The following is a 26,315-nucleotide window of genomic DNA, read 5'->3' as shown; positions in this document are numbered from 1 at the left end:
TAAGGCGGGTGATTCTAAGGCGTTGATTTTATTGGATGTCAAAACTGGCACGGCATTTGAAATAGAGAGATCAGAATTTTTGCGTCCCCCGTATTTTTAAGGAGATCAGACAATGGGCGTGTTTTCGCGTTTGTCCGATATCGTAAATGCCAATATCAACTCGCTTCTGGATCGTGCCGAAGATCCGGAGAAAATGGTTCGGTTGATGATCCAGGAAATGGAAGATACCCTGGTTGAAGTCCGTTCCGCCGCCGTCAAGGCGATTGCCGACAAGAAAGAAGTCGAGCGCAAGCTCAAGAAGCTTCATGACGGTCAGATTGAGTGGGAAGGCAAAGCGGAATTTGCCATTTCCAAAGGCCGTGACGATCTGGCGAAAGGTGCGCTGATGGCGCGTCGCCGTCTGGCCGATCAGAGCATCGTGCTGGAGCGCGAGCTTGAAGTGATCGAGGAAACGCTTGGCAAGTTTGACGATGACTTGAACAAGCTTCAGAGCAAGCTTAACGAAGCCAAGGGCAAGCAGCGTGCGGTTGAAATCCGCATGCAGACTGCCGAAAAGCGTGTCAAGATGCGCGAAAAGCTGCATTCGGGTCAGATCGATGAAGCATTGCTGCGCTATGAGCAGATGGAACGCCGCATTGACGAGCTTGAGGCCGGTGCGGACTCCTGGGATCTTGGTCGCGGGCAGAGCCTTGAAGAACAGTTCGAAGACCTTGAAGCCGAGCTTGGGATCGAGGACGATCTGAAAGAGCTTAAAGCACGGGTCAAGAAAGACAAATAATCAGCGGTTCGCGTGTTTCGATGCGATAAGCTGCAACAAAGGTTGAGCTGACAAAGATGTGGGCGATTGCTGTACCGTTAATTGTGTTTGTTGTCGTTGTCGGCCCGGTTTGGGTTGTGTTTCACTACATAACACTTTGGAAACGGATGAAAGCCGAACAGCAAAAATCCAGTCCGGAACAGGTGGCGAAGGAAAAGGAAATCGTCGCCACGCTCAAAGGCCGGGCAGAACGCCTTGAAAATCGTGTCGAAACACTTGAACGCCTGTTGGATGCCGAGGTTGCCGAATGGAGGAACAGGATATGACTGCACAGCAAGCTGCTGCCGGTGCCGGCTATCAGCGCGGTCACAAGAAACATCGTCATGGCGGTTGCCGTTTCCGGCGTGAGGGCCAGGATGGCAAGGAGTGCGGAGGCGTCATTCGCCGCACGACCCGGGGAATTGCCGAAAAGTTTGGTATCCCGCGCAAAGGTGTGCTGATCGCCTTTATCCTGATCCTGATTTTCAGCTTCCCTGTCGGTGTGATGCTGTTCGCCCTTGCGTGGGCCTATGTGCATCATCCGGAATGGTTTGATGGTCTGCGCGGCAAGTTTCGCGGGGCCGGTCGGCCGGGGTCGTATAGTGCCTCGACCGCGCATACCGACGCGCCAGAAGAGCGCCCGACCATGGGTGTCGATTTCGAAGAGCCCTGGATGGAAGACCTTCGCGAGAAATTCGATGACCTTGAACGTCGGACCGGTTCAATGGAAGGTTACGTTGCTTCCGGTGATTACCGGCTGGCATCGGAACTTGAAAAGATGAAAAAAGACGATGCCAGCGGCAAGAAAGACGCCGATGGCAGCGACGATGATGCTTCGACCTCCCCCAACGATAAAGCGTAGCCGATGCTGCGATGACATCGGTATCAATCCCCCCTGCTTCGCAGTGATATTGAGTTATCCCGCAGCTTCACCTTTCGAGCCGGACCTGTTTCTACGGGTTCGGTTTCTTTTTTTGTTTTTGTTCGTGATCGCAACTATTTGCTGAAAAATAACCAAATAGCATTTATCACTATACCTAATTTAAAGGTTTTCTGACTAGCTTGGTGTCCTCTGGCGATATCTGGCGGGAAAGCCTGCCAGCAAAACGGGGGGTGATATGGCGGCCATGATCGAACATCCGGGCGAACAGGATTTTCTGCATCGGTTGATGCTTGATAATCCGTGGTGGGATGGCATCACCGATGATCTGGTTCATGATCTGCCGCAGCGTGCGTTTTTCAAACGGTTCTGGGCCGCAATTGAAAAAAACGACGGAACAAAGGCCGTTGTTTTAACCGGGCCGCGTGGGGTGGGTAAGACCGTCATGTTGCGGCAGGCCGTTGCCGAATTGCTTAATGCCGATACACCACGTCGACATGTTTGCTATATCTCGCTTGAGCACCCGCTGTTTCTTGAAATCGATTTGCCGCGACTGCCAAAAATACTCCGTTCCATGCGGGGTATATCGGCAGATCATCCGCTTTGGCTGTTTATCGACGAGGTGTCCTATCAGCGCGATTGGGAAGACCGGGTTGCAAAATTGCTGGTGGCAGACCCGATGTTGCGCGTGGTTGCGGTTAGTGCGTTGGCACCCAATCCATACGCGCTTGGTCATATTCAAAGCCTGTTTTTACCGCCTTTCAGTTTCGCCGAATATCTTGAGCAGCGGGGGATCGCGCCATCAGACGTCTTGCCGCAAACACCCAATGTCGGGCGCTATACCGCCGATATTCCCGAAGGCCTGATCGAGCTTAACGACCTGTTCGAAGCCTATATCAACGCAGGCGGCTTCCATGATCGTGACGGCGAGGCGAGGGCAATCCATCGATCGCTTCATTCCGATCTTCCCGGGTTGCACGGCATTTCAAATCCATCGGATTTGCACCGTCTGTTTGTGTTGCTGGCCTATAACACCGGTGCGGAATTCTCGATCGAGACATTGGCGCGGGAACTTGATATCGCCAAAAATACGCTACGCCGTTATCTTGAGTATCTTGAAAGTGCATGGCTGGTGCGCAGGCTGGAACGTGTCGATCAGGATGCAAAACCGTTTCAGCGCGCGGTGGCATTTAAGGTCCATCTGATTCACCCCGGGCTTCGCGCCGGATTGATCGGTGCCAAGGCCGCGGACAGTGCGACAATTACCCGACTGGCGGAAACCGCGATCCAGACCCAGTTCCTGACGTCGAGTGTCGGGCTTGAAAGCCTTTATTACGCGCGTTGGGGGCATTACGAGGTGCCTTTCGTTTTCCTTGACCGGCGAAGCGGAACACCGCTTTTTGCCTATCACTGCCTGTGGCGTGATGAAGGCATTCGAAAGCCCAAGGAAATCCGTGCATTGGTCAATTTCCGCACCAGTCATGCCTTGCCACTAGGGGCATTCGTGCTGACCAAGGCGCAATGGCATGGCGGTAAAATCGGTGGCGTGCCAATGCGTTTTGAACCTGCGAGTGTCCTGGCACTTCGGATCGGGTTGGAATTCTCGCAGCTTTGAACGGCGTCACAGTGCTGGGTTGATGGCGTCTGTTCCGGGCAGTATGCCGCAGCCCTGATGGTGGCGGCAGGAACTGCTAGGACAAGGCAAAGGAGGTCGTTTATGACGACACTTTCAAAGCTCTCCCATACTTTTGTCGCCGCGATCCTGCTGGTTTGCGGGCTGTTGATGATCAATGCCACATCCGCGATGGCTCAGGTCGCGTGCCCGGTCGGTACGATCACAAATGCGGGGCTGCCCGACATCAATGGCGATCACGTTTTCTGTGGCGAGATAAACAGCAAAGGCAAGGCTGTCGGTTTCCATTCCCGTCCCGGCGGAAACAATCCTGCGGGTGGGGGGATAACGAATGTTGTGATCACCCAGCCAGCGAACCCGATGGGAATTTACAATATATCCTTTCAAAAGAACGGGGTTCAGAAGTCGATTTCGACAATGTTCCCCGACAGCTGTTCCCAGGATGAGGTTGTGAACTCCATCCTTTATGCCGAGGCCAATCAGGAAGCCTGTCCGGCGGGAGCACCCGGCTGGGTGGTCTGCGGGAAAAATCGACCAGATCCGGTGATGGCTACACAGGGGCCGTATTGCGAAGGTGACGACGATTCAAACCGTTTTTACATCGCGGTTGGGGTCAATGGCGGAAACATCAACACTGCGTTCCCGCTGCGTTAACCGTGAAATGTGAGGCTTGAAAATGGCAGGTGGTGAAATGATGGTACCCGATTGGCCCGGCAGGATTGTTGGCGATGAAGGGCATGATCGCATCGCCGCCTGTCTTGTTCTGGATATTCAGAATGCGCCGGAATGGGCGCAAGTCGTGCTTGATCGGGTGGATGCCATCATCAATGGCAGTGAAGACCATTGGGAGATGGCAATGAATGCCTATATCTTAAAAATGGGTCCGGCAATTTGCGAAATTGCCCCGGCATATGAAGAGCAGGACGAAGAGATTGTCTGGGTGCCGTCTTTGGAATTTCGTGCGGCTCTGGTCGCATGGATAAAACAGATAGATCAATCAACAGGTTAACCAGCCGATAAACAATATCATCAATGCTGGCACCAAATTTGACGTTTTGTGGGGACAAAGTCGTGACTTCAGGGTTTTGGCGGCGTTTGGTGCCGGTATTATTTCTGCTGCTTGTCGCAGTATCGGTGCCGTCGGCGGCATATGCCGAGGAAAAAAACGAGCCCGATGATCCGCTTGTCAAATTTTTGCGGCAATATGTCGAGCAGGCCGGTTTGCCGGGTGCAGTAATCGGCATTGGTTATGGTGACGGTCAGATGCGCTTTGCCGCAACCGGGTATGCGTCGGTAAATCCCGACACAGGCATGACGCGCGAACGGCAGTTCTATATCGGGTCGCTGACCAAAATGATGACGGCGGTGGTTGTGTTGCAGTTGGCATCTGAAAAGCGGATCGACCTTTCCGATCCGATTGCCAAATGGCTTCCTGCGGAATTCCGCGACAAGATTGCCAATGCCAATGTTGCGACCGTTCGTGATCTTTTGCGCAATAGTTCAGGCATTCCCGATTATCTGGATGGGGAATTTTTCTTTGAGCTGGTCGGGCGCGATCCCCAGCACGGCTGGCGTAATCGCGAATTGCTGCCGCTGATTGCGGGCCGTGAAGCACATTTCAAACCCGGTACCCAATATAACCCGTCCAACAGCAACTATATCCTGCTGGGTGTCCTGATAGAACAGGTCGAAGGCGATCACATCGAAGCAGTGTTCAATCGACGGATTTTTGAGCCAGCCGAAATGCGCAATACATCCTTTGGCCGGTATCCGCGCCCCGATGATCTTGCGCGCGGCTTTGATGACGCCGATGGGGATGGCAAGCTTGAGGATGTGACCGATTTTGATGTCGGCGATCAGCTTTCAGATGGCGGGGTGATTTCAACCGCAGAAGATCTTTTGAAATTTGGCCGGGCGCTGTTTGCGGATGGTGTTTTGCTGGGTGCGAACGCGCTGGAGCGGGCCACGACGGATACATTGTTCGCAGGCGAAGGTTCCTATGGCTATGGCATGATGATCGGCAAAACCGATTGGGGACCTGTTTGGGGGCATGACGGGGTTTATTTCGGTTATTCTGCGGAATTTTCGTGGTTCCCCAAACAGGATGTCGCGATTGTTTTCTTGTCCAATGGGCGCGCGTTGAACGAGGTGCTACCTGTAACGGGCCTGCTGTTGTCGGGCCTGTTTGGCAAGGCGCAATAGTTCAGTGCAATTTAAATAATTGAAACTAATCGATTAATTGTTCATCGCGAGCATGCGGGCGGACATTTATGCTTACAGCGCATAACTGATAGGATTATAATAGTTAGAATTCTATCTAATTTCTCTGTTATGCTTTGCATCATGAAAAACAATGATCTTGATACCCCTTATCTGAGTCTTGGAAGCACGTTGATGCGTGTCGCGCGTTGCTGGCGTCGCGAGATCGACAGCACATTGCAATCGCACGGCTTGTCTCAAACCATGGTGATGCCCCTGATTGTTCTCAATCGGGCAGCCGGTCCCGTACGGCAGGGTTTGATTGCGGATGAAATCGGCGTCGAAGGCCCGTCTCTTGTACGGGTTATTGATGCGCTGGAACGCGATGGACTTATTTCGCGTGTTTGCGATCTGAGCGACCGGCGCGCCAAAATGGTTGCACTAACGGCAGCAGGTAAAGACAAAGCTGCCGAGATCGAGATCATTCTTGCCGATATCCGCAACGAACTCACGGCCGATATCGACCCCGAAAATCTTGCGACCACTCTTGATGTCATGCAGCAATTGCTTGGCAAACTGGCGCAACGCGGTGGCGACGCTTAGGGTGCGGGGGATAAGATGTTTGCAAATATTCTTGCCCTGCGTCCCAAAGGTGCTGACTGGCTGTTTTCGGCAAAAACGTTTGCCGCGGCGGTTCTTGCATTGTTCATTGCGCTGGCCTTTGATCTTGATCGGCCTGTCTGGGCGATGGCAACGGTCTATATCGTTGCCCATCCTTTGTCCGGTGTTCTGGCGTCCAAGGCACTTTATCGTGTGATCGGAACGATCATTGGGGCGGTTGCGGCGATTGTAATGGTGCCCAATCTTGTGAATGCGCCGGTTTTGCTATCGCTTGCGCTCGCACTTTGGGTTGGGGGCTGTCTTTATCTTTCCCGACTGGACAGGACGCCCAAGAGCTACCTTTTCATGCTGGCGGGCTATACCGCGGCGATTGTCGGTTTTCCGTGCGTAACGGACCCCGGGATTATTTTTGATACGGCCGTTGCGCGCGTCCAGGAAATTACGCTTGGCATCATTTGTGCCACACTGGTCAGTCATATCATTTTCCCACGCCATGTCGGCCCGGTCGTCGCAGCACGGATTGATGGCTGGATGGGCGATATTGCCGACCTGGCAAAGCTAAGCTTTGATGCTGGTTCTGATCCTGAAAAATTGCATCAGGACCGGACACGCATCGCGGCAGATATTGGTGAATTGCACGGGCTTTCTGTTCATCTGGGATATGAAAAGTCCCGATTTTCTGGGCGAACCCGCCAATTGCAAGCCCTGCAAAGCGCGATAGCCGCTCTTTTGCCTGTGTTTTTCGCCGTTCATGACAGAATAACCGCGCTTGTCGATTACAGTGGGAGCATCCCCAAAGATTTGCGGGCCATTCTTGATGATGTGGCGATCCATATGGCAACCGGCCACTACGATGGTTCGTCAGCGCAGGCGCTTCATGCGCGAATTGCCGCATATGGTGCCGAGTTTTCGAATGCATCGGAATGGGATGGCCTGTTGCAGCTTAATCTTTGTAATCGTCTGCATCGGCTTTTGAATTTTTATTCCGATTACTGCCGGTTGTGGGATGGGGTGCGTGTCGACAATGTTCCAGTCGACGTCGTGGATCGCTGGCGTGATAGCGCGCAGGAGCGGGCTTTGCATCGCGATTACGGTGTTGCGTTCCGGTCCGGCATGACGGCGGTGATTGCAACCTTGCTGGTATGCGGTTTCTGGATCATGACGGCATGGCCTGCAGGCGGGACTGCGGCGATGATGGCAGCAGTCGGTGCCAGTATCATGTCGTTCCTTGATAATCCGGTTCCGGCCTTGAAGGGCTTCATCCGTTATACCGCGATGGCAATTGTTGTCGTGATTATCTACAGCCTTGCGATTCTGCCTGGCATTGATGGCTTCCCGCTTCTTGTTGTGGCGTTTGCACCCTATTTCCTTTTGCTGGGGGTGTTGATGACTTCCCCGCAGACATACGGGTTTGGTCTGGCGATGCTGGTCAATGTCGTGATGATCCTGAATGTAGATACCAGTTACAGCAGCGACTTTGCCACCCTGCTCGATAGCGGTCTGGCATCGCTTGCCGGTTTTGCTGTCGCGGCACTTGTTACGGCCTTTGTGCGCAGCGTGACAGTCGATGCCAGCATTCGGCGGCTGGTGATGTCAAACTGGCGCGACATTAGTGCTATTGCGCGCGGGACGCTCCGTTTGCCGCGCATGGTCATGATCCGCCGTTTACTGGATCGGCAGGGTTTGATTTTGCCAAGATTGGCATTGGCACCAGACCATCGCGATACTTTGATCCGCTCAATGCCGGAGGTCTCGATTGCTGCCAGCATTTATGACCTGCATCGTTTCAAGGCGCTGGCGGATCAAAGGATCGCGACCAAACTGGATGTGGTTTTGCGAAACATGGCGCGTCATTTTGACAATCGCCGTCGAGATTTTGGCGCACTGCCCGATCCTGTGATCCTTGATGAAGTCGATAATATCCTGCGTGAAGTCGTGGCAATTTCACCCACACCGCTTCGCGCTAAATTGCTGATCCCGCTGATTGCGCTGCGCCGTGCCTTATGCCGCGCGGGCGCACCGGTGCTGGATCGCCGGGCAGATAAGGCATTCGTCTCCGATCTGCCACCCCTGATCGGAGAAACCGCATGATCAATCCGATGATCGATGTTTACGGCGTGTTTGTACCCGCCTTTCTGATAATGGCGCTTGGCGCCTGGTTCTGCCTGAAAGTGCTGCATGTCGGCCTTGCGCGGATCGGTTTTTACAAGATAACCGCGCATCCCGCTTTAACGGATCTGGCCCTGTTCGTGCTGATCCTGACGGCACTTTCGGCTCTGTTTGTTCAATAGGTGACGATATGAAACCGACTTTTGCCAATTTCCTTCGCGTTCTGGTGACGCTTGTTCTTGTTCTGGCGGCATCTGCTGGCGGTTATCAGCTTTATGATTACTACATGAATTCTCCTTGGACCCGGGATGGGCGGGTCAGTGCCGACGTTGTGGCAATTGCGCCGGACATCGCCGGGCTGGTCAATGAGGTAAATGTCATCGACAACCAGATTGTTCACGCTGGGGATTTGCTGTTTTCCATTGATCCAGCCCGGTATCAGGTGGCCGTTGATCAGGCACAGGCAAAACTTGAAAGTGCCATTGCCGCACGTGATCAGGCCAAGCGTGAAGTGAAACGCTACCAGGGGCTTGATAGCGACGTTGTTTCGCGCCAGAAAAAAGAACAGGTTGCGACCAATCTCGCGACCGCACAGGCAGATATGGATCTGGCCAAGGCCGATCTTGATCTTGCCGTTTTGAATCTGGCACGCACCAAGGTTGTTGCCCCGGTTGATGGCATCCTGACGAATTTCTCGTTACGTCGGGGGAACTATGTTGGTGCAGGGCAGGCGATTGCTGCCCTGGTCGATAGCCAGTCATTTTATGTGGCGGGTTATTTCGAAGAAACCAAACTGCCGCGTATCGCAATCGGCGATCAGGTCGAAGTCCGTTTGATGGGTGAAGATAACGCTATCTACGGCCATGTTGTCAGCATCGCAGGTGGTATTCAGGATAGTGAACGGTCGGGCGCAGGGGGAAGCCTTGCAAATGTCAAACCGACCTTTAGCTGGGTCCGTCTGGCGCAGCGCGTACCGGTGCGGGTTTCGCTTGATAACGTCCCTGAAAATGTCCGGCTGGTTGCGGGGCGCAGTGCGACGGTGACGGTGATGGAGGCACGTGGTGCGACTTTCCCGAGCCTTTGATGCATGGGATTTTTAGGTCATTTTCTGATCTGCATTATTATGCCGCAGCGCGAAAGATGGCTTGCAGTGCAAAACAAGTTTCGGTAATTTTCGGAAACAATATCGATAATTATTGAATAAAAATTATCAAACGGGAGATGCCAGATGGCTGCAATCGCACGTCCACGCCGCAGTGTTCTTTATATGCCGGGTTCAAACGCCCGGGCACTGGAAAAGGGGCGCAGTCTGCCTGCTGATGGCCTGATCCTTGATCTTGAGGATGCCGTGGCACCCGACGCAAAGGATGTTGCCCGCGATCAGATCGTTGCCGCGCTGGCAGAAGGTGGTTATGGCAAACGTGAAATCCAGATCAGGACCAACGGGTTAAATACCCCGTGGGGATATGCCGATATCGTGGCTGCGGCCAAAACATCGACCGACGCGATTTTGCTGCCAAAGGTCGAAAGTGCCGATACGGTCCGACAGGTTGCGACCATCATGGAAGCGCAGGGTGCGCATGCGGATATGCGTATCTGGTGCATGATGGAAACGCCGCTTGCGATGCTTGATGCCAGGGAAATCGCAGGGGCTCATCCGCGCCTTGGCGGTTTTGTGATGGGGACATCTGATCTGGCGAAGGATCTGAACTGCGCTCATACGCCTGATCGTTTGCCAATGATAACAAGTCTTGGCCTTTGCCTGCTGGCGGCCCGTGCCTATGGTCTTGCGATCCTTGACGGCGTTCATCTTGATCTTTCGGACGATGATGGCTTCGCCGCATCCTGTACGCAGGGACGTGAAATGGGATTTGATGGCAAAACGCTGATCCATCCCAAAACCATTGCGGCTGCTAATACCGCATTCGCCCCAGCCGAAAGCGAGATTGCCTGGGCACGCAAAATCATTGCCGCCCATGAGGAAGCGGTACAAGAGGGCAAAGGTGTTGTCGTTGTCGATGGTAAACTGATCGAGAATTTGCATGTGGTTTCGGCCAAGCGTCTGGTCGCAATGGCCGATCAGATTGCGGAAATGGACGCGGCTTAAGCCCGGTCGCATAGCCGGATAAAAAACGCGAAAAGCATCGGCATTCCATTTCGTCAGACCAAGCGCCATACATGCAGGGAGGCACCATGACATCGAAAACAAATCCCGGAAATTATTTTGAGGATTTCCGCATCGGTCAGGAAATGCGCCACGCAACACCGCGCACGATCACGACCGGTGATGTCGCACTTTATACCGGGCTTTATGGTTCCCGTTTTGCGGTGCAGTCGTCTGATGAATTTGCCCGGCGGATCGGGTTTGATCGCGCGCCTGTGGATGATTTTCTGGCGTTTCATATGGTATTTGGCAAAACCGTGCCAGATGTGTCGTTAAATGCGGTTGCCAATCTTGGTTATGCGGGCGGCGTGTTTGGTGCGCCGGTCTATCCGGGCGATACGGTCAGTACGGTATCGACCGTGATCGGGCTTAAGGAAAACTCGAATGGCAAGAGCGGAGTGGTTTACGTCAATTCCGTCGGTCGTAATCAGCGTGGCGAGATGGTGCTGGGTTACAATCGCTGGGTCATGGTGCGCAAACATGATGAAAGTGCCCGGGCACCTGAAACAGTCATTCCTGAATTGCCAGGCGTTGTTGCGCCAGAGGCATTGCAGATCCCCAAAAGCCTTGATCTGTCGGCCTATGATTTTGAACTGTCCGGGGCATCCCATCGTTGGGGTGAATATGCGATTGGCGAAAAAATCGATCATATCGATGGCATGACCATCGAAGAAGCCGAACACCAGATCGCAACCCGTCTTTACCAGAATACAGCCAAGGTTCACTTTGATCAGGTTGCGGCAGGTGCCGGGCGGTTTGGCAAGCGGCTGATTTATGGTGGGCACATCATTTCACTGGCACGTGCATTGTCCTTTAACGGGCTTGGCAACGGTTTTCGTATTGCTGCGATTAATGCCGGTGCGCATGTTAATCCGGCTTTTGCCGGCGATACGGTATTTGCCTGGTCCGAGGTTCTGGACAAGTTTGAAATTCCGGGGCGACGAGACATCGGTGCGCTTCGTTTGCGTCTTGTTGCGGTGCGCGATCGGCAGGCATATGACTTCCCGTTACGTGACGCAGAAGGAAAATATGACTCCAGGGTTCTTCTGGACTTTGATTATACCGTTTTAATTCCCAGATAATCTGGCAGGTGCAGTCTTGCGTATTAAGGTCTAATTGTGCGATTGCTAAATGCACGTTACGCCGTTTTCTGCATTAAGGGGAAACCCTTGGCCCTTCCCGCGGGTCGTAGACGGCACAAGAGAGGTCAACTACGTAGTTTAACCGAGGCGAAAACGGAATTTGATCGCGGATTTCTTTGGATTTCAAAGGTGTCTAGATTGACTCAAACCCGTTGCATGGGTAAATAAACCCTGCTTTCCCGCCAGCTACTTTGAGAAGAGGCAAATCCGCTATGAGCAAAGCCAATCGGCCGCTGTCTCCGCACTTGCAGGTGTACCGGCTTCCGATGGCAGCCAAGATGTCCATTTCGTTCCGTGCGATGGGTGTCGGTCTTGCCATTGGTTTCGTATTTCTGGCGTCCTGGCTGATTGGTGCCGGCGCTGGTCGTGATGCATTTGACGGCTATCACGCATTTTTCACCTCGTGGTTTGGTCTGCTGCTGCTGTTCGGTTGGACGGCGGCATTTTATTACCATGCTTGCAACGGTGTCCGGCACCTTGTCTGGGATACCGGTCGCGGCCTGACAAATGAGGGCGCCAGAAAAGGCAACCCGATCGTCTTTGGCGCGGCAATCGTGCTGACCATTCTTACCTGGATTATCGGTCTGGCCTAAGGCCGGGCAAGAGGGGACAAACCTGTCATGAAAATGCAATCCGATCTGGGCCGTGTTCGCGGCCTCGGTTCTGCTAAAAGTGGCTCGTCGCACTGGTGGACCCAGCGCGTTACCGCTGTCGCAAACCTTCCGCTCGGCATCTGGTTCATCATATCGATCCTGTCTGGCCATACGGCCGACTATGATGCAGTCCGTGATTGGCTGAGCTCGTATTTCCATTCGACCATGATGATCCTGATGATCATCAGTGTTTCTGTGCACTTCACGCATGGCCTTCAGGTCGTGATCGAGGATTATGTGCACAACCGTAAAGCAGAAATCGTATCGCTGTTCCTGATCAAGGCTGTGGCCGCATTCCTGTCGGTTGCTGCCATCGTGTCGGTCATGCGTATCGTTTTTGCCGGAGCCTGAACCAATGAGCGAATCATATAAAATTATCGACCATAACTACGACGTCGTTGTTATGGGCGCAGGCGGCGCCGGTCTTCGTGCGACGCTTGGAACGGTCGAAGCCGGACTGAAAACCGCCTGTATCACCAAGGTCTTCCCGACCCGCTCGCACACCGTTGCGGCGCAGGGCGGCATTGGTGCATCACTTGGCAACATGTCCGAAGATCACTGGCAGTGGCATATGTATGACACCGTCAAGGGCTCCGACTGGCTCGGTGACCAGGACGCGATCGAATATATGTGCCGTAACGCTGTTCCGGCTGTTCATGAACTTGAACATTACGGCATGCCGTTCTCGCGGACCGAGGATGGCAAAATCTATCAGCGTCCGTTCGGTGGTCATACCCGTGACCACGGTAAAGCGCCGGTCGAACGTGCCTGTGCTGCTGCTGACCGTACCGGTCATGCCATGCTGCACACCCTGTATCAGCAGTGCCTGAAACACAAAGCCGAATTCTTCGTCGAATATATCGCCCTTGATCTGATCATGGGTGAAGACGGGTCGTGCAAAGGTCTGGTCGCCTGGGATCTTGATACCGGTGAAATCCATCGTTTCAACGCCAAGATGACCATTCTGGCGTCGGGCGGTTATGGTCGCGCATTCTTTAGCTGCACCTCGGCCCATACCTGCACCGGTGATGGTCATGGCATGGTCGCACGTGCAGGCCTTGGTCTTCAGGACATGGAATTCGTTCAGTTCCATCCGACCGGCATTTACGGTTCTGGCTGCCTGATCACCGAAGGTGCGCGTGGCGAGGGCGGTTATCTGACCAACTCCGAAGGCGAACGTTTCATGGAACGTTACGCACCGACCGTTAAGGACCTTGCATCACGTGACGTCGTTTCGCGCGGTATGGCACAGGAAATCCGTGATGGTCGCGGTGTCGGCGAACACGGCGAATACATCCACCTGCACCTTGAACATCTTGGTTCGGAAGTGCTTTGGGAACGTCTGCCGGGTATTACCGAAACCGCAAAAATCTTTGCCGGTGTTGATGCGACCAAGGAACCGATCCCGGTCCTGCCGACGGTCCATTACAATATGGGCGGTATTCCGACCAACTATAAGGGCGAAGTCCTGCGTCCGACGGCGGATAACCCGAACGCAATCGTTCCGGGTCTGATGGCGGCCGGCGAGGCGGCCTGCGTGTCGGTCCACGGTGCAAACCGTCTTGGCACCAACTCGTTGCTCGACCTTGTTGTTTTTGGTCGTGCATGTGGCTTGCACGCCGCCGAAGTCGTCGATGCCAAGGCATCCTACAAGGAACTCAAAACCACCGATGGCGACGAGGCTATTGCACGTTTCGACCGTCTGCGTTGGGCAAAGGGTTCTCGTCCGACCGCCGAAATCCGTCTGGAAATGCAGCGCGTCATGCAGGGCAATTGCGGCGTATTCCGTACTGCCGAGATTCTCAAGGAAGGTGTCGAAAAGCTTTCCGCGACCGCAGCAACGCTTCCTGATGTTGCCGTGTCGGATCGTTCGCTGATCTGGAACTCCGATCTCGTCGAAACGATGGAACTCGAAAACCTCATGGTCTGCGCTGCTGCAACCATGAATTCCGCCGAGGCCCGTCACGAATCACGCGGGGCACATGCCCACGAGGATTATCCGAAGCGTGATGACGAAGTCTGGATGAAGCACACGATTGCGACTGTCGATTGGGACAAAGGGTATGGCGTTGATCTGACCTATCGTCCGGTCAACAACTTCACCCTTACCGATGAAGTGTCGTATATCGAGCCGAAAGAGCGCGTCTATTAAGGCGCGGCAAGAGAGGATTTGAGAGATGGTAGAATTCAATCTTCCCGCCAATTCGGTCGTTAAAGAGGGCAAGTCGTTCTCTGCACCGGCTGACGCGAAAAACACCCGCAGCTTCAAGATCTATCGTTACGATCCTGACAGTGGCGATAACCCGCGTACCGACACTTACGACATTGACCTTGATAAGTGCGGTCCGATGGTTCTTGATGCGCTGATCAAGATCAAGAACGAGATCGACGCGACCCTGACATTCCGTCGTTCTTGTCGCGAAGGCATTTGCGGTTCGTGCGCGATGAATATCGACGGTCGCAACACGCTTGCGTGTCTGAAACCGATCGAGGACATCAAGGGCGAGGTCAAAATCTATCCGCTGCCGCATATGCCGGTGGTCAAGGATCTGGTACCGGATCTGTCGCAACCTTATGCGCAGCTCGCCTCGATCGAGCCGTGGCTGAAGGCCGATAGCCCGACTCCGCCCGATGGCGAACGTCTGCAGTCGCGTGAAGAACGCGCGAAGCTTGACGGTCTGTGGGAATGCATCCTGTGCTTCTCCTGCTCGACGGCGTGCCCGTCTTACTGGTGGAACTCCGACCGTTATCTCGGCCCGGCTGTTCTGTTGCAGGCTTATCGTTGGCTGGCTGACTCGCGTGATGAATATACCGGTGAACGTCTCGACGCGCTCGAAGATCCGTTCCGCCTGTATCGTTGCCACACGATCATGAACTGCACCAATACCTGCCCGAAAGGCCTGAACCCGGCATTGGCGATCACCGAAATCAAAAAGATGATCGCAGAACGCCGCGCCTGATCGGCTTAGACCATAAAAAAGTCTTTTTAAGACAAAAAGTTAAAGCCGCCGGAGATCTGATGATCCCGGCGGCTTTTTCTGTTTTAATACTGTTTATAAAGACAACCTGACCCGAACAATCGGGCACGAGCAAAGGCAAACCGATGAAAAAAGCGCATTGGCTGTTCCCCCTTAGCGGCGCGGCATATGGCTTCGCATTCTGGTATCTGATCGATTATCGCTGGGAGGATGACTATCTTCTGGCGAGTCTGATGACCTTTATTGCCGCACTGGCCTATTGCAGCTGGTTTGCCATTGGCGTGCGTCGTCTGCGTGATGATCTTGCGGTGACGTTTGTTTTACCAACCCTCGCAGCCCTTCAGGTGCTGGCATTTCAGCATCTGGTCGGGTTCGATCATACCGATGATGCCGCCATTTTAGGTTTGCTCGCCTGTCAGGCGTTTTGGGTCGGGGGTGCTGTCGCCATATGGCGGATATGGGGGCCGTTGCAGACGACTGTTTTACCAAACTATCCGGATCGGGCGGCACTGGTGCCCGAAATCTGGTCAATCAAGCTGGCATTGGCATTTGGTTTGGTCGGGGTTGGTGTCGTCTGGCCCGTTCTTTATGCCTTGTCTTCGCTGTTTATGCTGGTGGGTATCGACCAGATTTGGGATCTGATCAGTGAGGCGTATGTTGCGATGCCCCTTTCGGGCGCGGCTTTTGCCACAGGTATCCTCATTGCGCGTGAAAAATCGGGGCTTCTGATCCCGGTCCGCCAGGTGATTGGCGGAATGTTCCGCATTCTTTATCCGATTCAGGCACTGGGGCTTTTCCTGTTTCTGATTGCGGCGGCACTGGGTGGCTGGGAAGTTCTGCTGGATCAGGAATTTGGTGTCTGGTGGACCGTGATGGCCGCCGCAGCAGGGTTAAGTTACCTACTGTTTGGCGCGGTGCAGGCAGGCGAAGGTGTAACCTTGTTTGGCCGGATCGGTGATCGTGTCTTTCGCTTTACATTGTGGATGGCACCGATCTTTGCCCTGATTGCGATGGCAACGATTTATATCCGGGTGCGTGAATACGGACTGACCCCATCGCGGATTTATGCGATCTGGGCGGCGGTATTTGTCTTGATGGCGTCGATATGGCTTTCGGTGGCGGCATTTGGCCGTCGCCAGTCAACCCCGGTATCGTTGCGCCGGGCTTTTGGTCATATTGCCATTTGCGGGACCCTGACGGCCTTTATCATACATCTGCCGTTGCTTGACCCGGTCAGCATTTCGGCGCGAAATCAGCAAAGCCGTCTTTTGTCGATGGCAGACTGGGACAAGGCCGACCTTTCTTTCATTGCCCGAAATCTTGGAATGCCGGGCGAAAAGGCACTTGCTGAACTTGACGCGGCAAAACCCGACACGGTGCCGCCACTTGCCGAACTGCGCAGCTATATCGATCCTGATGCCGGACGGATGATGGTCGAAATTGACAATATTCCGGTTTATCCTGCGGAATATCGCGTGCCTGGGGAAGCCGTAACCAGATTGCTTGAAGCACAGCTTGAATATGATCGCCGCTTCTGTCGCAAGGAAGGTTCAGGCACAGGAACCCCGGACCAGTGCGCATTGTTGCTGGTCGATCTTGACGGCGATGGAATGGAAGAAGCAGCCTTTTTCACGGCGCGTGATTATGTTGATATCTATCGTTATGAGGTCGCGGATGATGATTGGCAGATTGTGACCAGTTTCTTCCATGGCCAGAACGAAATCGACCATGCGGCAATGTTGCGTGATCTTGCCGATGGTAATTTTAAAGCGGTTTCGCCCCGCTATTCCGATCTTTTGATCGGTGGGGTGCAGTGGGGCCAGTATCGTTAACGCCTGCCTAATCGGGACAGGCTATGCTTTGTCATCACATGAAACAGCATCAGGGAATGACTGCTTTGTTGATCCGGACACATCATCTCATTGCGGGCCTGGCCCTTCTAACGCTGGTGGCCTGCGGCGATACCTCTGCGAAATGGGAGCCTCAGGATATGTTCGCAAGCCCGGCGGAAAAGCCGGTTGACGAACGATACCGGGCGATGATCGATTTCAAGGCGCTATCGCGTGACGAGGCCGGGGTTGAATATGCCGCCGGGCCGAGCGCGACCGTGCTGGGCGCGGTGGAAGAATCCGTTGCCCTTTGTCAGGAAAAGGGTGGCAAGGGATGCAAGGCGGTCCGTGTCGGTCTGACATGGGTTGATGGTCTTGATAGCGATGCCATCAAGGCGGTGATGGAAACCTATCGCAACACCATGCTGGCAGAAGCAACGCAGGCATCGAATGCGGGGAATGCCGGTGCGGCGAACTGGCTTGCCTTCCATTATGCGGTTCGTGGTGAAAATTTGGGTGAAGCAGAACGTCTGATCAAGCGTGCCTTGCAGGTTGCACCCGATGATCCCGGTGCGCTCGATACCTACGGGCTGGTGCTTTATAAGCAGGGCAAATATCAGGAAGCAGAAGAGATATTTGTGGCTGTAAACAAGGCCATGCCGACGGCTGAACATCTTGCGCATTTTGCCGAAAATGCCCTTGCGATGGGCAAAACCGAAATGGCACGCGCGGCTTATCAGCGCGCCCTTGAGGCGCAGCCAAGTGCGGTGCTGTCACAGGAAATCCAGAAACGGTTGCTTGCCCTTGATCTGGGTGGCGGCGCGGCAACACAGTGATCAATCTTGTCATCTTTGATTGCGATGGGGTGCTGATCGATAGCGAAGTGCTGTCGTTTGCCGTCGATGTTCAGATACTTGCAGGCTATGGCATTGAAGTCTCATCGGATGACCTGGCGCGCCGTTTTGGCGGTGTGTCCTATGCCGGGATGGTCGACAGCCTGAATGATGATCATGCAACCGCGATTGACGCCGTGAAGTATCAGAAAGAATGTGAAGATCTGCTCGGAAGTCTTTTTGAAACAGATCTGCGGGCGATTGGTGGCATTGACGCGGTTCTGAAATCACTTGATGTGCCGGTTTGCGTTGCATCGGGCAGTGATTTGGCACGCCTTGATACCTGTCTTGGAAATACCGGTTTGCTTGATTTCTTCGGGGCGCGGATTTTCTCGGTCGAGGAAGTGGCAAATGGCAAACCGGCCCCGGATATCTTCCTGCATGCGGCGCGGGAATGCGGTTCCAAACCGGAAAACTGTCTTGTGATCGAAGACAGCCCCGCCGGGATTATTGCCGCCGGGGCGGCCGGGATGCGATCCGTCGGATTTCTTGGTGGAGGCCATCGAAATCCGCAAGATGCCGAAATGTTAATGCAGGCCGGGGCCGAGGATGTTGTCGGTGATTCCAGTGAACTGCACCGGTATCTTGGCAATCAGGGACTGGCAAAACGACCCTGATCGCAATTGATCAGGGTGCAATGTCTTGTGATCGTTTTCTCAGGTTTGCGGCCAGTCAAGCGTTGCAGGCGTATCATCAACCATCGGCAGATCAATTTCGTTCAGGTTGTTGCCCGGGCCGCTGCGATCCACGATCAGAAAATCACTTTCTGGTTCAAGCGCCAGAAGCGGGTGGTGCCAGACATTCTTGGCATAAGTCACACCTTGTGTCCCGTCCGAGATAAAGGCGCGTAGGTCTTCGAGGGCAGGGGTATCTGAACCCTCTGCCACAACAATCAGGAACTTCTGACCGCTTAGAGGCACGAACGCCTGGGAGCCCAGTGGATGGCGTTCCATCATTTTGATTTCAATCGGCATCGGGCGCGGTGTGCCGCGAAAAATGCTGATGATTGGTATGCCACCTTCGTCCCCGACATCAACGCGCGATATGTCGTGAAACCGCGTTGTTGTACCCAGATTGATTTTATATTCGTCCCGCGCGGTGGCGGTGGATATCACCTCGCCAAACGGGGCAAAAGCCGCGGGGGTTAGCGGTTCGACTTTCAGTTTCATAGTCTTATCGCTTTGCCGGTTTGCCAAGAATGCGCAGGCGGCTGATCCCGCCATCGGGAATGGAATTGACGCGCAAATGCGATACCGGGCCGAGCTTGGCGATGACCGACGCATCAAATTCGTGGATATGGTCGGCCTGCATTTTCTGTTCAGGCAAAATGGTTTGCCAGAACATCGAACGTGCGCGCAGCGACTTATCCTTTTCACCATCCACATAGGCGGCCTGAATGGAAACCCGGTCGGGATAGTTGCCCTTGAAGTGGCAGGTGTCGACGATGATTTTCTCGATCTCGCCAGGATGGCCGAGCTCAACGATAAGCCACTCGTTGCCGGGTTCGCGGCGCCGTCTGGTTTCCCAGCCATCACCCATATTGATGCCTCTGCCCGGGGCCAGAATGGCATTCGGGTTGCCATAATGGGCATCTGACCATGTCAGGACCACGCCGCCATTGATCATGGCTGCCAGATCAACCTGATCGGCACTGCTTGCCATTTTTGACCAGTCCCGATCCGGGCGGCCATAAACGCGCAGACGGGCAATGCCTCCATCGGGATAGATATGCAGGCGGACATGGGTGAAAACGCCCTCTGCCGTGACATCAGCATAATGGTGGGCTTCTGCGCCGATACCGGCACGCAACCCGATCGGGGCAACAATTTCGATCCAGGTCGTATCTTCGGCGGGATCACCATCCGGGCAATAGCATGCCTCTAGCGATGCGGCGGGCGGGAAGTTGCCGGTGAAGTGGCTGGTATCGATATCGACACCGTAAATCCGGCCCGATGTTGCCAGCCGTACCACACAGTAATCATGACCTTCCACACGTTTGCGGCGGCTTTCCCAGCCATCCATCCACTTGCCATTGTCATCATATTTATCCGGATAAAAAATGGCATCGGCGGTTTGCAACATGCGTTGCTTGTCGGCAAAGAAATCGTCGGTCGCAAAGATTGCTTCTGCGCCCAGACGTTCGTCGGCCAGATTGACAAAACGCCGGGTAAATTCCGGGGCATCATGGTTTGTGTGGTGGCTCATGGTTTCTAGATCCTGATTATTGGTTATTTTGTTCGGGCCGGTCATTGGTGATCAAAGGGCTTCGAGGCGCAGCTTGGCGATACGGTGTACCTGATTGAGGGCCTCGTTAAATTCGGTTTCGATATCGTTCTTAACGCGGCGTTCGAATGCGTTCAGGATGTCGGTCCGATGGAACCCTTTGACCGCAAAGATGAACGGGAAACCGAACTTCTTTTTGTAGTCGTCATTCAATTGCGTAAAACGGGCAAGTTCATCGGGCGTGCATTGATCAAGCCCGGCACCGGTTTGCTCATTCTGCGAGGAATGCGTGAGTTCCGCCAATGCAAGCTTGCCAGCAAGATCAGGGTGGGCGCGAAGCAGTGTCAGTTTGTCACCATCAATCGCGCCATTTACCACGGCTGCCATGGCATCGGCGAGTGCATCAGGGGTATCAAGGGCGGTCGTGATGCCGCGATCATATAGCTGTTCAGCGATCCAGGGCGAATGTTCGTAAACCCCGCCATACAGCGAGACAAAGGCGCTTTGCGCCAATGTGCTGGGTGGTCGGGTTTCGAACAATGATTTTGCAGGTTTGGTCATATCGGCCATTTCAGTTCTTGTTTTTCTTCATGGTTATTGGTTTTCGGTGAACGGATGATGTTCGCGCCAGTGACGCGCAATATCGATGCGACGTGCAAACCAGACATCATCATGACCGCGCACATAATCGACAAAGCGTTTCAGGGCTGCAAACCGACCCGGACGGCCGACAAGACGGCAATGCAAACCGACCGATAGCATCCGCGGGGTTTCAGCACCTTCTTCGTAAAGCGTATCAAAACTGTCTTTCAGATATTGAAAATATTGTTCGCCGGAATTGAAGCCTTGCATGGCGGCAAAGCGCATGTCGTTGACATCAAGCGTATAGGGCACGATCAGATGCGGGGTTTCTGTCTGTGTCGACCAGAAAGGCAGTTCGTCGCTGTAATCATCCGCGTCATACAGGAAGCCGCCTTCTTCGGCGACAAGCCGCCGGGTGTTCGGGCTTGTGCGGCCTGTATACCAGCCAAGCGGGCGTTCGCCCGTCACATCCTTGATGATGTCGATGGCTTTGTGCAGATGTTCGCGTTCAAGTTCTTCGGGGAAATATTGGTAATCGATCCAGCGATAACCATGCGAACAGATTTCATGACCATCGCGCATCGCGACTTCGCCAACCTTCGGGTGGCGGGCCAGTGCCATGGCAACGGCAAAGATGGTGATCGGAATTTGCCGTTCGCGAAACAGGTTCAGGATCCGCCAGACACCAACGCGCGAACCATATTCGTAAATCGACTCCATGCTCATATGGCGAACGCCTTCGCGCATGTCGGCACCGATGATTTCCGACAGGAAGGCTTCTGACGCGCGATCCCCGTGCAGAACGCAGTTTTCACCGCCTTCCTCGTAATTCAGCACGAACTGCACCGCAACACGGGCCTTGCCCGGCCAGTTGGCCTTTGGCGGATTGGCGCCATAGCCAATCAGGTCGCGTGCATAATTCTGTTCGGTCATCTTTGGCCTCTCCTGATATCGCAACGCCCGGCTTTGTCATGCGGGCTGTTTGGTGTAGCATTAACCATAGGTCGAAGCGCAGCAAGGAAGAACTCCTGCGCGCTGATTGGTGGATGATCATGCCGCACTATCAATCTGACTTTGATAATGTTCCTGGACGGGAAATCGCTTTGGCCGGTTTTTTATTGGCTTTTAAAAGCTTTTGATCCGACTTTGATAGTATTCTGCACGAAGCTATGGCAATCGTTTTTCAAAGAATTATTGATATAGTTTCACTTTATCGCCTCTTTCCACGATCCGTGTCCTAATGCGACCTTTTTGAAACGCTATAAATTCGTTCGGCATAAAACGATCAATCAGAAAAGCCGACCAGGGAAGAAGCGACCGACCACCGCATGAGAGAGAAAAGAGGAGGCCCGGCATGGGACGACTGACTACCCATGTTCTAGATACGGCAAAAGGTTGCCCGGTGGGTGGCATCCGGATCGAGCTGCACCGTTTTGGTGACGGCCATGATGATCTGGTCGCCAAAGCCGTAACCAATGCCGACGGGCGAACCGATGTGCCAATGCTTGATGGTGCCTCGTTCAAGCCGGGCGAGTATCAGCTTGTCTTTCATGCCGGGGCGTATTTCGACGCCATCGGTCTTGATCTGCCGGAGCCGAAATTCCTTGATCAGGTCGTAATCCGGTTCGGTATTTCAGATGCGCAGGCACATTATCATGTGCCGCTGTTGCTTTCGCCGTTTGGCTATTCCACCTATCGCGGCAGCTGAGGCCATCATGACCAAGCCGGCCCTTGATACACGCGATGATATCCGGTTCTTCTTCGGAAACGAGGAACGCCGCCTGCGCGATATCGATCCGCAAATGACGGTTTTGAACTGGCTGCGCTTAAACGAGCGCAAGACCGGGACGAAAGAAGGCTGTGCCGAGGGCGATTGTGGTGCCTGCACGGTTATTCTGGGTGAACCGGATGGAATGGGCAGCATGCGTTACCGGACGGTCAATGCCTGTATCCAGTTTATGCCGACCCTTGATGGCAAGCAGCTTCTGACTGTGGAGCATCTTAAACCCGATGATGGCAGCCTTCATCCGGTGCAGCAGGCCATGGTAGAAACTCATGGGTCGCAATGCGGTTTCTGTACGCCGGGTTTTGTCATGAGCCTCTATCAGCTTTGGCTGGATGGGGGCGAGGATGACCGGGGTGCCATCAATGACGCCCTTGCCGGGAACCTTTGCCGTTGCACCGGTTACGGCCCGATCATCGAAGCCGCCCGCAAGGCCGGTGGCATAAGCGCAACCGATCCGGTCGAACAAAAACGCCGTTCCGATATTGCGACCCGATTGACCGCGATGATCGAAGGTGCAGGCATGCTGGCACTCGAAATGCCGGTGGGTCGTTACTTCGCCCCGCGCAGCAGCGATGAACTGGCCGCACTTTTGGTGGCCCATCCCGATGCGACGGTGCTGGCGGGCGGAACGGATGTCGGGCTTTGGGTGACCAAGATGCTTAAGCGGATTGATCCGATCATTTATATCGGGGATGTCGCCGATCTTAAATCGGTCCGCGAAAAGGGCGGTGCTCTGACCATCGGTGCCGGTGTGACTTATAGCGATGCTCATGCTGCGCTTGGCATGATTGCCGGTGATGTCGGGGAACTGGTTCGCCGGATCGGGTCACGGCAAATCCGCAATGCGGGGACGGTTGGTGGTAATATCGCCAATGGATCGCCGATTGGCGATACACCGCCTGCCTTGATTGCATTGGGCGCGCGGATTGTTCTGCGCGTTGGTGATATCCGGCGCGAAGTCGCCCTTGAAGATTTCTTTATCACCTATGGCAAGCAGGACCGGGCCAAGGGCGAGTTCGTTGAAAGCATCATCGTTCCGAAACCAGCCGCCGGGGTGCAGTTCAAGGCCTACAAGATCTCCAAGCGGTTTGATCAGGACATTACGGCGGTTCTTGCGGCCTTTGCCATTCGGATTGATGGCGGCAAGGTGGTCGAATTCCGTGCGGCATTTGGTGGCATGGCTGGAACACCGATGCGGGCCAAAAAGTGCGAGGCGGCCCTGATCGGCAAGGACTGGAACGAGGCCAGCCTGAGTGCGGCGCAACTGGCTTTGTCCAGGGATTTTGCACCGATGTCGGATATGCGGGCATCAAAAGAATACCGCATGCTGGTCGCGCAGAACCTTCTGACCAAACTGTTTATCGAAACAACGGCGCCTGAAATTGCCACCCGTCTGGTTGGCAGGGAGGCTGCCTATGTCTGACAACGCACCCAAAATCATCGATACCAAAGACCCGGACGAACTTCTGGCACCGACACCGGGGCTTTCGGGTGGGGTCCGGTCCGCCAGCAAGCATGACAGTGGCCCGAAACATGTCGCGGGCGAAGCTATTTATGTTGACGATATTCTTGAGCCGTTCGGCACCCTTCATCTGGCTCCCGGTGCGGCAACCATCGCACATGGCAGGATCACGAAGATGGATCTGTCAAAGGTGCGATCCGCACCCGGTGTGGTGTGTGTCCTGACGGCGGATGATGTGCCCGGTGTCAATGACGTGTCACCCGCCCATACCCATGATGATCCGGTTCTGCCCGACGGGATTGTGCAGTTTTACGGTCAGCCGGTTTTCTGTGTTGCCGCCGAAACCCGCGAACAGGCACGCAATGCCGTCAAGCTGGCCGAGATCGAGTATGAAGAACTGCCCGCGATCCTGAGCGTTAGGGAAGCACTGGAAAAACAGCAATTTGTTGCACCACCCCATGTCATGGCGCAGGGCGATGCCAAATCGGCACTGGCACGTGCCAAGCATCGCCGGTCCGGGGTGATGGAAATCGGCGGGCAGGATCATTTCTATCTTGAAGGACAGATCACCTTTGCCATCCCGCAGGAAGACGGTGATGTGCTGTTGCATTGTTCGACCCAGCATCCGTCCGAGGTTCAGCACAATATCGCCAATGTCCTTGGTCGTCCGGCCAATGCTGTAACGGTCGAAGTTCGCCGTATGGGCGGTGGTTTTGGCGGCAAGGAAACCCAGGCATCGCAATGGGCGGCATTGGCCGCGATTGTTGCGGTCAAAACCGGGCGTCCGGCAAAAATGCGTCTGGATCGGGATGATGACATGGTCATGACCGGCAAACGCCATAACTTTATTGTCGAATATGATGTCGGCTTTGACGATGATGGCCGGATTTGCGGGCTGGATATTCAATATGCCGTCAATTGCGGTTTCTCGGCCGATCTGTCGGCCGCGATCTGTGATCGTGCGATGTTCCATACCGACAATGCCTATTTCCTTGGCGATGTTGAAATCCGGTCCTATCGCTGCAAAACCAATCTGGTATCCAATACCGCGTTTCGCGGTTTTGGCGGGCCGCAGGGGATGGTGGCGATTGAACGGATCATCGATGAAATCGCTATGACGATTGGCCGCGATCCGCTTGATGTACGGATCGCCAACTATTACGGGACAACCGACCGCAACACGACACCGTATCACATGACGGTCGAGGATAATGTCCTTGCGGAACTGACGGACGACATTCTGGCATCTTGCGATTATCGCAAGCGCCGCAAAGAAATAGATGCGTTTAACGCCGAAAGCCCGGTGATCAAGCGCGGTATTTCAATCACGCCGGTCAAGTTTGGCATTTCCTTTACCACGACCTTCCTTAATCAGGCAGGCGCATTGATCCATATTTATCAGGACGGATCAGTGCATCTGAACCATGGCGGGACGGAAATGGGGCAGGGCCTGTTTATCAAGGTTGCCCAGGTTGTTGCCGAAGAATTCCAGATTGATTTGGACCGGATCAAAATCACGGCAACCAATACCGGCAAGGTTCCCAACACATCGGCAACCGCGGCATCAAGCGGGGCGGATATGAACGGCATGGCAGCGCGCGATGCCGCCATCACAATCAAATCCCGCCTGATTGCATTTGCGGCTGAAAAATACGGTGTGGCCGAGGCTGCCATTCGCTTTGTTCCGGGCCGGGTGATTGTTGGTGATGTGACCGAACTGGAATTTGCCGATCTGATCAAACAGGCCTATCTGGCGCGTGTTTCGCTTTCGGCAACCGGCTATTATGCGACACCGAAAATCCATTATGACCGTGAAACCGCATCGGGTCGGCCGTTCTATTACTTCGCCTATGGCATGGCCTGTTCCGAGGTGATGATCGATACCCTGACCGGTGAATACAAGGTGACCCGCGTTGATATCAGCCACGATGTCGGCCGGTCGTTGAACCCGGCGATTGATCGCGGTCAGATCGAAGGCGGCTTTATTCAAGGGATGGGATGGCTGACATCTGAGGAATTGTGGTGGGATGATGCAGGTCGTTTGCGCACGCATGCGCCGTCCACCTATAAAATTCCCGCATGTTCGGATCGTCCGGATGATTTCCGGCTTGAGTTGTGGTCATCCGGAAGAAATGTTGAAGAAACCATTCACAGATCCAAGGCGGTTGGTGAGCCGCCCCTGATGCTGGCGATTTCAGTGCATCGTGCAATTGCTGATGCGATTGCATCGGTCGGGAATTACAAGGTGATCCCGATGCTCGATGCGCCGGCAACCCCCGAAGCCGTCCTGAATGCGGTCGCAAATGTGGCAAAGGGCATGATCGCCCAAAGTCATGATGCGGTTCCGGTGGCGGGGGAATAGCAT

General features: G+C 54.3%; 27 protein-coding genes. 23 read left to right on the top strand and 4 right to left on the bottom strand.

The window, feature by feature from the left end; all coding sequences use genetic code 11:
• Window positions 1–112 precede the first annotated feature (112 nt).
• The 20 genes from pspA (at window position 113) to TH3_RS18670 (ending at window position 18,514) form a co-directional block, all read left to right on the top strand.
• Entirely contained in the window at window positions 113–778 is a 666-nt protein-coding gene (pspA, locus tag TH3_RS18765) for a phage shock protein PspA (RefSeq protein ID WP_007088816.1), read from the top strand.
• Window positions 779–834: 56 nt separating this feature from the next.
• Entirely contained in the window at window positions 835–1,083 is a 249-nt protein-coding gene (gene pspB, locus TH3_RS18760) for an envelope stress response membrane protein PspB (RefSeq protein WP_007088817.1), read from the top strand.
• Window positions 1,080–1,658 carry a PspC domain-containing protein gene (locus TH3_RS18755; RefSeq protein WP_007088818.1) on the top strand — a complete coding sequence of 193 codons (579 nt, stop codon included), beginning with the start codon at window positions 1,080–1,082 and terminating at the stop codon, window positions 1,656–1,658. The genes pspB and TH3_RS18755 overlap by 4 nt, the downstream gene beginning before the upstream one ends.
• 256 nt (window positions 1,659–1,914) lie before the next feature.
• A complete protein-coding gene (locus TH3_RS18750) occupies window positions 1,915–3,291 on the top strand; it encodes an ATP-binding protein (RefSeq protein ID WP_007088819.1) in 1,377 nt (458 codons plus the stop codon).
• 102 nt (window positions 3,292–3,393) lie between these two features.
• Window positions 3,394–3,963: an EndoU domain-containing protein gene (locus TH3_RS18745; RefSeq protein ID WP_007088820.1), complete on the top strand. Its 570-nt coding sequence runs from the start codon at window positions 3,394–3,396 to the stop codon at window positions 3,961–3,963.
• A 37-nt stretch (window positions 3,964–4,000) separates the two neighbouring features.
• Window positions 4,001–4,318, top strand: a complete 318-nt coding sequence (locus TH3_RS18740; protein ID WP_215905853.1) for a hypothetical protein — start codon at window positions 4,001–4,003, stop codon at window positions 4,316–4,318.
• Window positions 4,319–4,407: 89 nt separating this feature from the next.
• Window positions 4,408–5,511 carry a serine hydrolase domain-containing protein gene (locus tag TH3_RS18735; protein WP_233421800.1) on the top strand — a complete coding sequence of 368 codons (1,104 nt, stop codon included), beginning with the start codon at window positions 4,408–4,410 and terminating at the stop codon, window positions 5,509–5,511.
• 192 nt (window positions 5,512–5,703) lie between these two features.
• Window positions 5,704–6,111 (top strand): MarR family winged helix-turn-helix transcriptional regulator, encoded by a 408-nt coding sequence (locus TH3_RS18730; protein ID WP_233421799.1) that lies wholly within the window; start codon window positions 5,704–5,706, stop codon window positions 6,109–6,111.
• A gap of 15 nt (window positions 6,112–6,126) precedes the next feature.
• Window positions 6,127–8,220, top strand: coding sequence for an FUSC family protein (locus TH3_RS18725; protein WP_007088824.1), 2,094 nt, complete (start codon window positions 6,127–6,129; stop codon window positions 8,218–8,220).
• Window positions 8,217–8,420 carry a DUF1656 domain-containing protein gene (locus tag TH3_RS18720; RefSeq protein ID WP_007088825.1) on the top strand — a complete coding sequence of 68 codons (204 nt, stop codon included), beginning with the start codon at window positions 8,217–8,219 and terminating at the stop codon, window positions 8,418–8,420. The genes TH3_RS18725 and TH3_RS18720 overlap by 4 nt, the downstream gene beginning before the upstream one ends.
• Window positions 8,421–8,428: 8 nt before the next feature.
• Window positions 8,429–9,322, top strand: a complete 894-nt coding sequence (locus TH3_RS18715; RefSeq protein WP_007088826.1) for an efflux RND transporter periplasmic adaptor subunit — start codon at window positions 8,429–8,431, stop codon at window positions 9,320–9,322.
• A 144-nt stretch (window positions 9,323–9,466) separates the two neighbouring features.
• Window positions 9,467–10,345 carry an HpcH/HpaI aldolase/citrate lyase family protein gene (locus tag TH3_RS18710; protein ID WP_007088827.1) on the top strand — a complete coding sequence of 293 codons (879 nt, stop codon included), beginning with the start codon at window positions 9,467–9,469 and terminating at the stop codon, window positions 10,343–10,345.
• A gap of 86 nt (window positions 10,346–10,431) precedes the next feature.
• Window positions 10,432–11,484 (top strand): MaoC family dehydratase, encoded by a 1,053-nt coding sequence (locus TH3_RS18705; RefSeq protein ID WP_007088828.1) that lies wholly within the window; start codon window positions 10,432–10,434, stop codon window positions 11,482–11,484.
• Window positions 11,485–11,756: 272 nt separating this feature from the next.
• A complete protein-coding gene (gene sdhC / locus TH3_RS18700) occupies window positions 11,757–12,137 on the top strand; it encodes a succinate dehydrogenase, cytochrome b556 subunit (protein WP_007088829.1) in 381 nt (126 codons plus the stop codon).
• A gap of 27 nt (window positions 12,138–12,164) precedes the next feature.
• Window positions 12,165–12,548: a succinate dehydrogenase, hydrophobic membrane anchor protein gene (gene sdhD, locus TH3_RS18695; RefSeq protein ID WP_007088830.1), complete on the top strand. Its 384-nt coding sequence runs from the start codon at window positions 12,165–12,167 to the stop codon at window positions 12,546–12,548.
• A 4-nt stretch (window positions 12,549–12,552) separates the two neighbouring features.
• Entirely contained in the window at window positions 12,553–14,349 is a 1,797-nt protein-coding gene (sdhA, locus tag TH3_RS18690) for a succinate dehydrogenase flavoprotein subunit (protein WP_007088831.1), read from the top strand.
• 25 nt (window positions 14,350–14,374) lie between these two features.
• Entirely contained in the window at window positions 14,375–15,157 is a 783-nt protein-coding gene (locus TH3_RS18685) for a succinate dehydrogenase iron-sulfur subunit (protein WP_007088832.1), read from the top strand.
• Window positions 15,158–15,300: 143 nt separating this feature from the next.
• Window positions 15,301–17,007 (top strand): DUF4153 domain-containing protein, encoded by a 1,707-nt coding sequence (locus TH3_RS18680; RefSeq protein ID WP_007088833.1) that lies wholly within the window; start codon window positions 15,301–15,303, stop codon window positions 17,005–17,007.
• A 56-nt stretch (window positions 17,008–17,063) separates the two neighbouring features.
• Entirely contained in the window at window positions 17,064–17,840 is a 777-nt protein-coding gene (locus TH3_RS18675; protein WP_139328063.1) for a tetratricopeptide repeat protein, read from the top strand.
• Window positions 17,837–18,514 (top strand): HAD family hydrolase, encoded by a 678-nt coding sequence (locus TH3_RS18670; RefSeq protein ID WP_007088835.1) that lies wholly within the window; start codon window positions 17,837–17,839, stop codon window positions 18,512–18,514. Before TH3_RS18675 ends, TH3_RS18670 begins: the two co-directional genes overlap by 4 nt.
• 39 nt (window positions 18,515–18,553) lie before the next feature.
• On the opposite strand, the gene TH3_RS18665 is transcribed toward TH3_RS18670, so the two are convergent.
• The 4 genes from TH3_RS18665 to puuE are packed head-to-tail and all read right to left on the bottom strand — an operon-like array spanning window position 18,554 to window position 21,635.
• Window positions 18,554–19,066, bottom strand: a complete 513-nt coding sequence (locus TH3_RS18665) for an ureidoglycolate lyase (RefSeq protein ID WP_007088836.1) — start codon at window positions 19,064–19,066, stop codon at window positions 18,554–18,556.
• 4 nt (window positions 19,067–19,070) lie between these two features.
• Window positions 19,071–20,102: an allantoicase gene (alc, locus tag TH3_RS18660; protein ID WP_040061256.1), complete on the bottom strand. Its 1,032-nt coding sequence runs from the start codon at window positions 20,100–20,102 to the stop codon at window positions 19,071–19,073.
• Window positions 20,103–20,153: 51 nt separating this feature from the next.
• Entirely contained in the window at window positions 20,154–20,681 is a 528-nt protein-coding gene (gene uraD / locus TH3_RS18655; protein WP_040061254.1) for a 2-oxo-4-hydroxy-4-carboxy-5-ureidoimidazoline decarboxylase, read from the bottom strand.
• Between the two features lie 33 nt (window positions 20,682–20,714).
• Complete coding sequence (gene puuE, locus TH3_RS18650; RefSeq protein ID WP_007088839.1) at window positions 20,715–21,635, bottom strand: allantoinase PuuE; 921 nt, start codon at window positions 21,633–21,635, stop codon at window positions 20,715–20,717.
• Window positions 21,636–22,056: 421 nt separating this feature from the next.
• On the opposite strand from puuE, the gene uraH reads away from it, so the two are divergent.
• The 3 genes from uraH to xdhB are packed head-to-tail and all read left to right on the top strand — an operon-like array spanning window position 22,057 to window position 26,312.
• Window positions 22,057–22,410, top strand: coding sequence for a hydroxyisourate hydrolase (uraH, locus tag TH3_RS18645; RefSeq protein WP_007088840.1), 354 nt, complete (start codon window positions 22,057–22,059; stop codon window positions 22,408–22,410).
• Between the two features lie 7 nt (window positions 22,411–22,417).
• Complete coding sequence (xdhA, locus tag TH3_RS18640; RefSeq protein ID WP_007088841.1) at window positions 22,418–23,911, top strand: xanthine dehydrogenase small subunit; 1,494 nt, start codon at window positions 22,418–22,420, stop codon at window positions 23,909–23,911.
• Complete coding sequence (gene xdhB / locus TH3_RS18635; protein WP_007088842.1) at window positions 23,904–26,312, top strand: xanthine dehydrogenase molybdopterin binding subunit; 2,409 nt, start codon at window positions 23,904–23,906, stop codon at window positions 26,310–26,312. Before xdhA ends, xdhB begins: the two co-directional genes overlap by 8 nt.
• Window positions 26,313–26,315: the final 3 nt, after the last annotated feature.

This window comes from Thalassospira xiamenensis M-5 = DSM 17429, assembly GCF_000300235.2.
GTDB classification, from domain to species: Bacteria; Pseudomonadota; Alphaproteobacteria; order Rhodospirillales; family Thalassospiraceae; genus Thalassospira; species Thalassospira xiamenensis.
This window is presented reverse-complemented; position numbering and strand designations above follow the sequence as displayed.